The 12019-nt window shown below is 34.1% G+C and carries 14 protein-coding genes and 1 pseudogene; 6 read left to right on the forward strand and 9 right to left on the reverse strand.

Going from position 1 to position 12019, the window contains the following annotated elements; all coding sequences use genetic code 11:
* Nucleotides 1-2 precede the first annotated feature (2 nt).
* Complete coding sequence (locus tag MHH71_RS07225; RefSeq protein WP_006094396.1) at nt 3-893, reverse strand: TIGR03943 family putative permease subunit; 891 nt, start codon at nt 891-893, stop codon at nt 3-5.
* Nucleotides 894-909: 16 nt separating this feature from the next.
* Nucleotides 910-1884, reverse strand: a complete 975-nt coding sequence (locus MHH71_RS07230) for a permease (protein ID WP_018782482.1) — start codon at nt 1882-1884, stop codon at nt 910-912.
* Between the two features lie 187 nt (nt 1885-2071).
* Between MHH71_RS07230 and MHH71_RS07235 the strand changes: the two genes are divergently transcribed.
* On the forward strand, nt 2072-3259 hold the full coding sequence (locus MHH71_RS07235; RefSeq protein ID WP_006094394.1) for a GTP-binding protein: 1188 nt from the start codon (nt 2072-2074) through the stop codon (nt 3257-3259).
* Nucleotides 3260-3344: 85 nt separating this feature from the next.
* Here MHH71_RS07235 and MHH71_RS07240 read toward each other — a convergent pair whose 3' ends face one another.
* Nucleotides 3345-3659, reverse strand: a complete 315-nt coding sequence (locus MHH71_RS07240) for a DUF3784 domain-containing protein (RefSeq protein ID WP_003196606.1) — start codon at nt 3657-3659, stop codon at nt 3345-3347.
* Nucleotides 3660-3816: 157 nt separating this feature from the next.
* Here MHH71_RS07240 and MHH71_RS07245 point away from each other — a divergent pair, with 157 nt between their 5' ends.
* Both MHH71_RS07245 and MHH71_RS07250 read left to right on the forward strand, forming a co-directional pair.
* Nucleotides 3817-4782: a DMT family transporter gene (locus MHH71_RS07245; protein WP_003196604.1), complete on the forward strand. Its 966-nt coding sequence runs from the start codon at nt 3817-3819 to the stop codon at nt 4780-4782.
* Nucleotides 4783-4798: 16 nt separating this feature from the next.
* Nucleotides 4799-5470: a GntR family transcriptional regulator gene (locus MHH71_RS07250; RefSeq protein ID WP_006094393.1), complete on the forward strand. Its 672-nt coding sequence runs from the start codon at nt 4799-4801 to the stop codon at nt 5468-5470.
* Between the two features lie 62 nt (nt 5471-5532).
* Here the strand turns inward: MHH71_RS07250 and fbpA are convergent, their stop codons facing one another.
* From fbpA to MHH71_RS07275, 5 genes and pseudogenes are all read right to left on the reverse strand, one after another.
* On the reverse strand, nt 5533-5703 hold the full coding sequence (gene fbpA / locus MHH71_RS07255) for a Fur-regulated basic protein FbpA (RefSeq protein ID WP_003196601.1): 171 nt from the start codon (nt 5701-5703) through the stop codon (nt 5533-5535).
* A 191-nt stretch (nt 5704-5894) separates the two neighbouring features.
* Nucleotides 5895-6724 (reverse strand): annotated as a pseudogene (locus MHH71_RS07260) (cation diffusion facilitator family transporter).
* A gap of 279 nt (nt 6725-7003) precedes the next feature.
* The gene (locus tag MHH71_RS07265; RefSeq protein WP_033798789.1) at nt 7004-8104 is read right to left on the reverse strand and encodes a DUF4179 domain-containing protein; all 1101 of its coding nucleotides are present in this window, start codon (nt 8102-8104) and stop codon (nt 7004-7006) included.
* A complete protein-coding gene (locus tag MHH71_RS07270; protein WP_003196592.1) occupies nt 8101-8667 on the reverse strand; it encodes a sigma-70 family RNA polymerase sigma factor in 567 nt (188 codons plus the stop codon). The genes MHH71_RS07265 and MHH71_RS07270 overlap by 4 nt, the downstream gene beginning before the upstream one ends.
* A gap of 254 nt (nt 8668-8921) precedes the next feature.
* Nucleotides 8922-9716 (reverse strand): protein phosphatase 2C domain-containing protein, encoded by a 795-nt coding sequence (locus MHH71_RS07275; protein WP_006094389.1) that lies wholly within the window; start codon nt 9714-9716, stop codon nt 8922-8924.
* 162 nt (nt 9717-9878) lie between these two features.
* Here MHH71_RS07275 and MHH71_RS07280 point away from each other — a divergent pair, with 162 nt between their 5' ends.
* Genes MHH71_RS07280 through MHH71_RS07290 form a run of 3 tightly spaced genes read left to right on the forward strand, consistent with a single transcriptional unit; the run spans nt 9879 to nt 11549 of the window.
* The gene (locus MHH71_RS07280) at nt 9879-10289 is read left to right on the forward strand and encodes a MarR family winged helix-turn-helix transcriptional regulator (protein WP_006094388.1); all 411 of its coding nucleotides are present in this window, start codon (nt 9879-9881) and stop codon (nt 10287-10289) included.
* On the forward strand, nt 10273-10602 hold the full coding sequence (locus MHH71_RS07285; RefSeq protein ID WP_018764360.1) for a DUF3147 family protein: 330 nt from the start codon (nt 10273-10275) through the stop codon (nt 10600-10602). Before MHH71_RS07280 ends, MHH71_RS07285 begins: the two co-directional genes overlap by 17 nt.
* Before the next feature lie 14 nt (nt 10603-10616).
* Nucleotides 10617-11549: an alpha/beta hydrolase gene (locus MHH71_RS07290; RefSeq protein WP_033798788.1), complete on the forward strand. Its 933-nt coding sequence runs from the start codon at nt 10617-10619 to the stop codon at nt 11547-11549.
* 46 nt (nt 11550-11595) lie between these two features.
* Here MHH71_RS07290 and MHH71_RS07295 read toward each other — a convergent pair whose 3' ends face one another.
* Nucleotides 11596-11988: a hypothetical protein gene (locus MHH71_RS07295; protein WP_018782488.1), complete on the reverse strand. Its 393-nt coding sequence runs from the start codon at nt 11986-11988 to the stop codon at nt 11596-11598.
* Between the last annotated feature and the right edge of the window lie 31 nt (nt 11989-12019).

Below are 12019 nucleotides of genomic sequence, written 5' to 3' on the forward strand. Positions count from 1 at the left end.
TATCATTGCGGCAAAGCATCATACACATATGGATCCTTCGGCTTTTCCACCTTTTCTACTTTACTTACTTTTACAAGTGGAAACAACGTCCCTTTATATGTCGTTTCATCTAATGTCCCTGTGACTTTCACCCACGTCTCTTCTGACAGAGTGTTTATTTCGTCTCCAGAAACAATCATTCCCCACACAGAAGCATCTGCAATACAACATGTAATGCCGTACCGAGCAACCACTGTTTTATCTCCTTTCACTTCTTTATCATTATATATAAAACCAGTAAATGTAATTTGTTTCCCCTTAAATCCAAGAACATCCTGACCAATTACATCCATCGTTTGAATGTAATTTTTATCATCAACTTGTATTGTTTTTTGTTTCAGCACATTTCTTGCTAATTCTTCTGATGACTGCCCTGATGCAGGAAGATTTTGAATCGGCTCCTCTTCTTTATCAACTAATAACTCTCTCCAATCAGAACTAACCTGTTTCGTTTGTGGCACTTTCTTCTCTACACTCTTTGCCTGTGCATTCTGATTCATTCCTCGCTTTGATGCGAGACTACCATCAATCGTTACATTCGAGAATAAAAATGCACTAACAATAGGAACAAGAAACAAGGCGTATAACAGAAAAACACCCATTTTTGATTTCGGCACTGTTTGAGGTTCACAACAACCACAAGCATTTTGTTTCTCTTCACCATTTTTCCATACTTGTACACATCCAAGAAGAAGTGAAACTGCAAAGGTCGCATATGTGAACTTTATCATTTTCGGTGCAATGAAATGGTCAATATTCCCTGTTACAAGAAGTTTAAATAACAGCATTGCAAAACCAATTAAAATGATACCGCGAATATAACTATGGAATCTTCTTTGTTCTTGATTACGCATTTTCCCCCCTCCTTAATCACATTATCAGCTGAACAACAATATACACAGCCACAATTACAATCCCAATAAACGCGAATACAAATTTCTTTTGGAAATAAGCAAATAACATAAATGTATTTTTAAAATCAAGCATTGGACCAAATACAAGAAATGAAAGAAGAGCTTTAGTAGAAAATATATGACCAAAAGATGCTGCGATAAAAGCATCAGCTGCTGAACAAAGGGATAATACATACCCAAATCCCATCATCACAAATGGTGAAATTACTTCACTATGTGCTACTGCATCAAGAGCATTTCGATCTAAAAACGTTTGAAATAAACTTGCCAAGCACGCACCAATTAATAAATATTTCCCTGTATCAAAAAACTCATCAACTGTATGATTTACAACATCTTTCCAACTCTTTTTTTGTTTTTCATGTATTGGAACTATTACATCCTTTAATACATTTTTCCCATGGTAACAGTAGTACACAACTAATCCAATAAGAAGTGCAACTAGAAAAGTTATACCAAAGCGAGCATATATAATCGACGGATTTGTTTGAAACGCATAAAAAGTTGATAAAAAAACAATTGGATTCATAATGGGAGCACTCACCAAAATAACAATACCAACATGAAGTGGTAACCCCTTTTGAATGAGCCTTCTTACAATAGGAATGATGACACATTCACACATTGGAAATATAACGCCTACAAATGCCGCTGGTAGCATCATAGCGATAGGTGACTTTGGTAGTACCTTTTGAATCATATCTTCCGTCACAAATACTTGAATAATGGAAGAAACAATAACCCCTAATAAAATAAACGGGACTGCTTCAAAGAAAATACTTAAAAAAATTGCATTTACGTTTAACCATTCTTTTGGAATACTCTTGTGCAAGTTTGATAGACTTGTAAAATCTACAAAAAATAACAAAAAAAGAAAGATAACAATGAGGATCTTACCAATTAACTCCTTTGATATTCTATTAAAAACCAACTTCCTCGCCTCCGTTTTATTCATATTTAAACGTATGCTTGTCCTCTTCTTCTATGACAAATCCCAAACATTTTTCATACTTCACTTCTATTCATAAATCGTAATCATTATGATTTATTGTTGCATTTCTCTTTAAAATTATTTATCATAAAACGTAATGATTACGATTTAACAGGAGGAATATACAATGAAAAAAATACCCATTACCGTTTTAAGTGGTTTTTTAGGTTCTGGAAAAACAACATTATTGAATCATATTTTGACAAATAGAGCGGGCTTAAAAGTAGCTGTCATTGTAAATGATATGAGCGAAGTAAATATTGACGCTGCTCTTGTGAAACAAGGAGGTTTTTCTCGTACAGAAGAAAAATTAGTAGAAATTCAAAACGGCTGTATATGTTGTACACTTCGAGAAGACTTAATTATTGAAGTAAATCGCCTTGTAGAGACAGGAGATATTGACTACATTGTTATTGAATCTTCCGGCATTAGTGAACCAATTCCTGTTGCACAAACATTTACGTATATAGATGAGACACTTGAAATTGATTTAACGAACAAATGTCGTCTCGATACAATGGTTACCGTAGTCGATGCAAACCGATTTTGGGATGATTTTGCAGCTGGTGAAAGTTTACTAGATCGAAAGCAAGCAATTGATGAAACAGATACTCGAGAAGTTATCGATCTACTAATTGATCAGATTGAATTTGCAAATGTGATTCTTTTGAACAAAGTGGATTTACTAGAAAAAGAAGATAGTATGGAACTCTATCGCCTCTTACAAAAATTAAATCCTGGAGCAAAAATCATTGAATCTTCATTTAGCGTGGTTCCACTAGATGAAATTTTAAATACAAATTTATTTAACTATGATGAAGCAAGTCAAGCAGCTGGTTGGATTCAGGAGTTAAATAGCGAACACCATACACCAGAAACAGAAGAATACGGCATTAGTTCCTTTGTTTATCGCCGCAAACGTCCATTTCATCCTGTTCGACTTATGAATTGGTTACAAAAATGGCCATTAGATATTGTAAGAGCGAAAGGTTTTTTCTGGCTTGCATCTCGTAATCACATGATGGGGCTTCTCTCTCAAGCTGGCTCTTCCATTACCATTCAAGGAGCTGGTGAATGGGTTGTAACATTACCTGCAGCTGAGCAACAGCAAATACTTAGGGAAGAACCAGAAATCTTAAAAAATTGGGATGATCAATATGGGGATCGAATAACAGAACTAGTCTTTATTGGAGTTGAAATGAATCAATATGAAATTGAACGCTCTTTGGATACATGCTTATTAACCGGGGAAGAAATGAATCAAGAGTGGGATGATTTTGTTGATCCAATTCCCCCTTTTACCGTTGTCTCATAATACAAAATTCATAAGATTACTAACTATAAAGTGATTTCAAAAACAAGATGGCTTCCTCAAAAGGTTACCATCTTGCTTTCGTTTATCATTCAGATTTGTGAGGCTTATTTATTACATTAGCCCATATAACAAGTACAATTGTACTTATAACAACAAAAATCCCATACCCAACCCCTGCAGCATCACCAATTGATTCTAGTCCAAATGGTAACAGAGCGGTAGTAATTCCTATTACGTAAGAAAAAATCCCAGATATTTTTGCAAGTTTCTCTTTATCCCCCACGAAAGTCTCTTCTTGGTATCCTGCAATGAGAAATAATCGCTTTTTTATATGAATTTGGTATCCCATAATAATGATTAACATGCCTACAAGAAAGCTGATTATAAATCCACCGATCATCAAATCCCTCCTTTACAATATTTTACCATAATTATAACTATTACATGTCTATCTTTAATGTTAAAAAATTCTGTTTATTTTTAATATTACTCGTGATATATTACATATTGTATTCAATATTTCAATTAGATTTTCTTTTTGAAAGGAGGACCCAGCTATGGATTCAGGAAGATTGAAAGGCATTATTATGGTCATTACAGGTGCTAGTTTATGGGGATTATCCGGGACCGCTGCACAACAACTGTTTCAACAAGAAAATGTTTCTACAGAATGGTTAGTTACAATTCGATTACTTATATCCGGAATTATTTTGCTCTTATTCTCCTCATTTGGCAGTAAAAAATCAGAAGTACTTGGCATTTGGAAGCAAAAAGCTGAGGCAAACAAAATAATTCTGTTTGGATTGTTAGGTATGCTTGCTGTACAATATACCTATTTTGCTTCTATTCAGGAAGGAAATGCTGCAGTCGCAACATTGTTACAATATTTAGCACCAATATTTATAACTGTTTACCTTATCTTTAAATGGAATATTCGTCCTACTAAAATCGATTTTATTTCTATCGTACTATCTTTAATCGGGACCTTTTTCTTGCTAACGAATGGATCCATTGATAATTTAGCTGTTTCAACACCAGCTATCGTTTGGGGCATTTTATCCGGTTTATCACTAGCATTCTATAGCCTTTATTCAAAGGAATTATTAGAGAAATGGTCTTCATCTGTCATTGTTGGATGGGGGATGATTATTGGAGGAGTTGGTGTAACCGTCTTACATTTTCTCTCCACGAACGAGTTTATCTTATTATCTGGCATGAAATATTTTCAGCCTAACAATCTTTTTCTCATTACATTCGTTGTTATTTTCGGCACACTCATCGCATTTTATTTATATTTAGACAGCATACGATATCTTACACCGAAAGAAACTACATTATTTGGTTGTACAGAACCACTTGCAGCTATCATTTCTTCTATTCTCATTTTGCATGTTCCGTTTCAATCGTTCCAATTTTTAGGCGCTCTTTGTATTATTGTAATGGTACTTGTACTAAGCCAAAAGCCAGATGAAGGAAAACCGAAACTACGACTTGCCGTTACGAAAAAACAAAACATAAAATGAAAGGAACTGTTCGATCATGCCTATTCCTCAAAACTATCGAAAGCAAGAAAGAGTATCTGCTAAATCCCTCGTTTTAAACCAACTACAAGATTGGATTATTGAAGGTGTTTTACAACCTGATGAAAAGATTAATGATGGAGAGCTAGCTGAAGCTTTAGGTGTGAGCAGAACACCGGTTAGAGAAGCACTGCAAGTGTTAGAACTTTCAGGACTGGTCGAGATGGTTCCAGGACAAAAAACAAAAATCACCCCTATAAAATTAGAAGATGTATCTGTCATTTATGAAACGATCGCTGGCCTTCATACCATTATTGGAAAACAAGCAATTCATCAAATAAACGACACCGACCTGATAAGACTTTCTGAAATAAACGAGGCATTTCAAAATGCTATAGATGAAAAAAATTCAAAACAAGCATTAAACTTAGATATACAATTTCATAATACAATCGTATCAATCGCTAAAAATACATATATCGAGCCTTTCTTAGCAAACATACAACTTCATGTGTTACGTCTTGAATACCTTTTTTTCCAAAACTTCATTCCTGCACGTAAATCGATTGAAGAGCACAATTTAATAATTGAGGCATTAAAAAACCAGGATGCAGCACAAATAGAACAAATCATGTCTCAAAACTGGTTACGACCAATGAAAGAAATCCAAAAAATAATCTCTATGAAATAATGAAAAGAGCCGTTTACGTGTTCTCTCAACACAAACGGCTCTTCCTTTACAATTCTATATAACTATGCGCGAATCTCGGCATATTTCTCAATGTCCCTATACTCTTTTTCTAGTTCCTCTAAAGAAAGCTCGTATAATTGTCGATCGAGAATTTTAAACACACCCGCCCCAATTAACTGATCAATTAACTGCCTCTTACGATTTTCAACAGCAAAACGGAGTTGACTACTCATCTTTTAAAAACTCCTTTCCACAATCATTGAAAATGATAATCTCTATCAATTACCACTTTGATTATAAAAGATGATATTTTAGAAGTAAAGTAATATCATGAAATATTTACCTTACAAACTGTTTGTGGCCACATTATATATATGTATGTTTCCTAAGATGGTTTATGACACTTTTTATCATCTTTTTTCTTTCATACTTTGCAAAGTGGTTCTTTATGGATAGAGTCCCTCTCTATTTCTATTTGAATCGTAACATGCTCTACATGAAAACTGTCCTTCAATAAACGTATTGCTTCTGCTAATACACTTTGTGCTTCCTCACCTTTTTCTATAACAAGATGACACGTTAAAACTTGAAAATCTGATGTAACCGACCATATGTGTAAATCGTGCACTTCTTTTACAATTGCAATGTTTAATAATGTATCTTTCACTTCTTCCACATCAATATATGAACGGTATCATGTGTTACACGCCAGCCACTTATAATGACTAAGATGGAAACGAGGATACTGGCAATTGGATCGGCAACTGTCTAGCCAAAAAATTTAATAAGTATCGCTGCAATAATTGCTCCCACTGATCCTAATAAATCACCTAAGACATGCAAAAAAGCACTTCGTACATTTAAATTTCCTTTCACATCTCCGCCTCGCATTAAAATCCATGCTGACGTAATATTAATGAACAAACCGAAAACAGCAATCATTAACATGCCATTGCTTGCAATCTCTACTGGTTCATGAAAACGGCGAATTGCTTCGATAAAAATGTATATCGAGATAGCAATAAGAACGCCACCATTGCACAATGTGGCTAATATTTCAATTCGCTTATATCCATATATTTTGTCTAAAGTCGCCTTTTTTTCTCCAATTTTAAAGGCAAGTAAACTTAAAGCAAGAGAGACTGCATCACTTAGCATATGCCCAGCATCTGATAAAAGTGCTAAACTATTCGTTACAAATCCACTAATAACCTCAGCAATCATAAAACTTGTCGTTAATATGAATACAACCATTAACGCTTTTTTATTTTGTGAATGACCATGATTATGTGAATGTCCCCTATAAATACCCCTTCAATAATAATTCCAGCATTCTATTATGCAACAAATATTACTAATTTATCATGATTTATCCATTTCAATTCATACACCACGAGTCACTCCTTTACTTAATTTCTTCGTGATTGTTAACACCAGTTCCTTGTTTCCCCGCAAAAAATATAACTATTTATTGTTTATAGTGGTTTCATGAAAAAGGACTGCCTTGTGTAAACAAGACAGTCCTTACACCTATTACTTCTTCAAATCAATCACAATATCATCTAAAACAATATCTTTACTTTTTGCTTCTTTTTTAGGTACTTCAATCTTCTTCTCTTTTCTACCACTCATTTCTACCCCGCCATGGTTTTCAGGAGTATGAACTCGCAAATTAATCCGGGGAGTAATAATTAGTTTCGTTGCATTTTCATTGAGCTTTTGAAATGTATCACTCCAATGAATATTATAGGAATCCTTACCTGATCCACCATTTCCTTCTCCAGAATAATGATTACCTAAATCATCTTTAACTTCCAACTCAACATCTACAGCATCCCATTCCTTCCTTGTATTTTTAGAAACTTCTTGATTGTAATAAAGAATAAACGTTATCGGTGACACTGCCACCTTTTCCATATTTACTTTTACGCCTTCTTTTTCGGAACTTCCACTAATTATTTTTTCTTTACTATCCATTGCCTTTACAGTAAGAGCAAAATTCCAATTCCCTTTTATTTCTTTCTTTTTATCCGGTATTTCTATTTTGTCTATATTCCATCTAAGGTTTATTTTGTCTTTTTTATTACTGCTATGATGTATCGTTGTCGCCATACCTACATACTTTTTATCTGCAACTTTAGAAATTTGAGAACTTCCTGTTCCTCCATCAGACCCCATTATATCTAACCCACCTAATATAATTGGGTCATCTCCTAAATCTTGCTCACTTTCCATTGAATATGTTATTGATACAGTTCGTCCATCAGAAATCACATCATTGATTGTTATTTTAATCCCATTACTTTCCCTCACCATATTTAACTCAGTAGAAAATTCTTTATAATTTTCATAAAGTCCCGTTCTACCATTATCTAAAAACCGAAAAATATTACCTACAATCGGAAGCCCTCCTGCATAAGTAGGAAATCCAATTCCAAGTGTTGCAACTGACAACCCTACTAAAATAGATGCAACAGCGACACCCTTTTTCCAGTTCTTCGTTTTTTTCTTTATATATATAGCCTGTTTTAAGTTACGTTTCACTTTTTCCTTTTCAAATTCATAAGCCTTCATTTCCTCTAATTCTTTTTCATCTATATCAATGTCATTTAACAGCTCGTAAATGTCTTTCATATTACACTACCTCCTAAACTAAGATTCGTAGCATTTTTTTGTAATTTCTTTTTCCCTCGATAAATCCGATTATCTATCGCCGCTCGCGTTAAACCGAGCTTTTCTCCTATTTCCTCCGTCTTTAACCCTAGAAGAAATTTCATGATAAAAATCTTTTGATCTATAGGCTCTAATTGATTAATTAACTTTATCAGTTCATCCCTATCTTCCATTATAATCAGTTCATCTTCTATCGATTTTCCTGTATTTACATCAAAATCATCTGAGGTAACCTCAACTTCCTTAATGGATTTTCTGTAGTAATCAATTGCTTTAAACTTAGCAACCGCTGCAATCCATTTCTTAAAATCTTCCGGCTCTCCATGAAACTTGTTTGCATTATTCCAAACTGAAAGAAAAATATCATTGATACATTCATCTATAAGTCCATCATTTTTAAGCGGAATAAGAACCTTATGTACGATTGCTTTTATTAATGACAAATAAGTATCGACAATAAACTCTAACGCATCTTCTTTTTGTCGCTGCAGCCTTTTTATAAAATTTTTCTCATTTGATTTCATTTCGCAATTCCCCTTATTTTTTTGTAAAAGCTTTTACACCTTATATAACGTACAGGAAAATTTTTTCTCTCATATTTATAATCATTTTTTCATTTTCACAGAGTAAATGTGTTTCCACATATACAATAAACCTTCGATACACTAGAAATATACTGAAGGTTTGTTTGCATTGGATTATTTAAATTTTACGTTTATTCAAGAAAAAGAAAATGAGCTTAGAATGGATTTGTCCTAAGCTCACTTTATGAAAAATATTAATTCGCATATTCTCTATTTTCTGTATCAATTGACCACCCAATGATAGTCGCACAATCTCTTCCCTTCCATTCAAGCACATTCGCTAATGCAGGTTCAATCTGAAGAGAATCTCCTTTATGCAGTACTTCAAGTAAAGATTGATCATCATCAAACGTTTGCTTATCACACTCTAACACACCGTCTGTCGCCAAAACAATATGATTCATTCCCTTCTCTAATCCACGAACTCCAGAAGTGAAGCAGGGTGAATTAGCAGCAAAAACATTTTTCCTTCCAATATATTCATAAAATTTACGTTTATTTAATCTCCCTTTTCCATTCTGTGATTGTTCCGAATGAAATAAATAAGCAAAGCACTCTCCTACTGATAACCAATATAAAAATTCACCTTTTCGTAAACAAATTAAGCACGCGAGTTCTTCATTCTCTTGTTCACATTTCTCAATAAATAACTCATCTGTAAATAACGCTAATAAATACATATGTGTATGGTGAAACGCAAGATGAACTGGATATGAGAATAATTCTTTTAATTTCTCTTTTCTTTCAGAAATTGCTTCTATTATATAATGTATATTTTTCGTTTTATGATGAGCATCAAAGATCATAACAAATTCAAATTCTAATTGCGTATCCCACCAAGCTAGTACTGCATCTCCTCTTTCATACGCATCACTCTCTTGATTCCCGCCATATACACCAACTGAAAGAGGACCACATTTTTCAACATGTATTTGGTCTAAATACATCTTTTCATGACTAATCCATTTAAATGTATTCACTTCTATCATCCTCTCTCTTGCTATTTGTATGCCTTTACATTAAGAGTACCGTATATTTCAAGAAAAATAAACTTTTTCAATAATTTTTATGCAAATAAAGGAATTTACTTCTTACAAAACGAATATATCGTATTATAAGATATAAATAAAAAACGGAGGAATATTATCATTATGAAGAACATCAATCAAAATTGGGAAACCATTTATTATCATTTACGGTATGAATATGAAGATAATCTTTCTCACCAAGCCATTCGGATTCTTCAAATCATTTCCCGAGAAACGGAGACTACAATTGGGAAAGTTGCATCTGAATTAGGCTTATCTCATAATACAGCATCAGAGCATGTGAAACGCCTTATTCAAAAAAGATTCGTTATAAAGGAGCGAAATAAACAAGATGAACGAGTCGTTAATCTAACATTGACTACAGAAGGTAAGGAAGCGTTAACGAAACATACATTATTAGATGAAGAAAAATTAAAAGTATTAGAATCTCAATTTTCAAAAGAAGAACAGCAATTAATCGAAAAGGCTTTTTCATTACTAGCAAAGGAGTCAAAATATGCATTTCCTCGTTAAAGTAATCGTTTCCGCCCTCATCATCGGTGGTGTAACTGAGTTTGCCAAACATTATAGTACAATTGGTGGTTTTATCGCTGCCCTTCCACTCATCAGTTTGCTTAGCTTGTTTTGGCTTTCATTTGAAGGTGGGAGCAAACAAGATTTAAGTCAATTTACTTTAGGAGTATTATACGGCTTTCCTGCATCAGCACTTCTATTATTTGTTGTTTATATTGGATTGAAAAATTCTTTTTCACTCAGTACCTCTGTACTATTCGGTGTAGGCATTTGGTGTATCGTATTTGCTTTTCAAAAAACATTTCAATCTTAGTGGAGGCTATTACCATGAATCGTTTTGTAAAAGTACGTGGAAAGAAAATAGAAGTTTGCACAATGGGAAATGGCTCTCAGACCGTTGTAATTCAAACAGGGATGGGATGTTCCTTTTATGATTGGTTCCAAATTGCAGAGAAACTTTCTTCAAATTATACCGTAGTTCTATTTCACCGCCCTGGTTATGGGAAAAGTGAACTTGGTAACGAACCACGTACAACACTACAAGCAACAAAAGAATTACAGGAACTATTACATATGTTAGCTATTCGACAACCCATAATTTTAGTTGGTCATTCTTATGGAGGGTTATGTGCGCAACATTTTGCTATGGTACACCCCAATCAGTTAAAAGCTTTGATTCTTGTTGATTCTACTTCTGTAAACTTACATCGATTAGATGAACTGGATTTACCTACCTCTGATCAAACCGATTCGGATGATATATGGCTACAAAAATATAGGGATTATTCCAATATGAATGCCGAAGCACTTCGTGCAGAACTAGACTCTACATTAAATCAATACAGTCACTTGTCACCATATAAACAAAAACAATACGTGAAATTCCTTACATCACCTTTCTTATATAAGGCTACTACTTCTGAACTTTCAGAGTGGAAATCTTGTGCACATAGAATAAAACAACTTAGAGTCACATTAAAAACACCATTAATCGTCATTGGAAGAGATCCCAATCATTCTATCGGGCAAATGATTCAAGAAGGAATGCCTAATGAAGAAGCTAAAAAGCTTGAAAAAACATGGCAAGAACTTATTCAAGAACAACGTATGCTCTCCCAAAACAGCCGATATATTCTCGCTCAAAATGCTAGTCATGGAATCGAAAGTGATCGCCCTGATATCATAATTCAGGCAATCCATTCCTTCGAAGTAAGTGACGTACATGACCCTGAAAACAATGAGCATTCTAGAATTAAATAAACATGCAAAAAAGAAAGCAGCCTTCACTGCTTTCTTGTCTTTTCATCTATTCATAACCTTCCTCGTCTTCATCACCATCATAATACGAGTTTCCATTATTCACATATATAGGTCCATTCGCAACATCAATACGAAGTACCCATGCCCAAGGTACAGCTAAGCGTTTATGTAATGCCCGCCAAAACCCTATTGACTTTCTTTCATACTCCTGGAACTCCTGAAGTATATCCTTGTAGGAGGAACCGTCTAGCTGAATATTTGCTTCTAGTAAACGAGAATAGGCATAGTGCTGTAATTCGAGTTCGGCAGCAACTTCCATCTCTTCTGGTGTTGCCATACCAATAATTGTTCCATCAGGTGGCACAATTTCATATACGTTATGAACTTCAATGAGCCCTTCTGGTGGATGATCTACTAACCCCTTCTCTTTCTCAAACATGTAAACAGCCTCCTTTATCATGCATTTTTTT

It is taken from the genome of Bacillus sp. FSL H8-0534, assembly GCF_038005885.1.
Taxonomy (GTDB): Bacteria; Bacillota; Bacilli; order Bacillales; family Bacillaceae_G; genus Bacillus_A; species Bacillus_A pseudomycoides.

What these genes read in the sequence shown, in the direction of transcription:
- MHH71_RS07225 (WP_006094396.1), bottom strand. Translation starts at nt 893, where the DNA reads ATGCGTAATCAAGAACAAAGAAGATTCCATAGTTATATTCGCGGTATC.
- MHH71_RS07235 (WP_006094394.1), top strand. Translation starts at nt 2,072, where the DNA reads ATGAAAAAAATACCCATTACCGTTTTAAGTGGTTTTTTAGGTTCTGGA.
- MHH71_RS07240 (WP_003196606.1), bottom strand. Translation starts at nt 3,659, where the DNA reads ATGATCGGTGGATTTATAATCAGCTTTCTTGTAGGCATGTTAATCATT.
- MHH71_RS07245 (WP_003196604.1), top strand. Translation starts at nt 3,817, where the DNA reads ATGGATTCAGGAAGATTGAAAGGCATTATTATGGTCATTACAGGTGCT.
- MHH71_RS07250 (WP_006094393.1), top strand. Translation starts at nt 4,799, where the DNA reads ATGCCTATTCCTCAAAACTATCGAAAGCAAGAAAGAGTATCTGCTAAA.
- fbpA (WP_003196601.1), bottom strand. Translation starts at nt 5,703, where the DNA reads ATGAGTAGTCAACTCCGTTTTGCTGTTGAAAATCGTAAGAGGCAGTTA.
- MHH71_RS07265 (WP_033798789.1), bottom strand. Translation starts at nt 8,104, where the DNA reads ATGAAAGACATTTACGAGCTGTTAAATGACATTGATATAGATGAAAAA.
- MHH71_RS07270 (WP_003196592.1), bottom strand. Translation starts at nt 8,667, where the DNA reads ATGAAATCAAATGAGAAAAATTTTATAAAAAGGCTGCAGCGACAAAAA.
- MHH71_RS07275 (WP_006094389.1), bottom strand. Translation starts at nt 9,716, where the DNA reads ATGATAGAAGTGAATACATTTAAATGGATTAGTCATGAAAAGATGTAT.
- MHH71_RS07280 (WP_006094388.1), top strand. Translation starts at nt 9,879, where the DNA reads ATGAAGAACATCAATCAAAATTGGGAAACCATTTATTATCATTTACGG.
- MHH71_RS07285 (WP_018764360.1), top strand. Translation starts at nt 10,273, where the DNA reads ATGCATTTCCTCGTTAAAGTAATCGTTTCCGCCCTCATCATCGGTGGT.
- MHH71_RS07290 (WP_033798788.1), top strand. Translation starts at nt 10,617, where the DNA reads ATGAATCGTTTTGTAAAAGTACGTGGAAAGAAAATAGAAGTTTGCACA.
- MHH71_RS07295 (WP_018782488.1), bottom strand. Translation starts at nt 11,988, where the DNA reads ATGTTTGAGAAAGAGAAGGGGTTAGTAGATCATCCACCAGAAGGGCTC.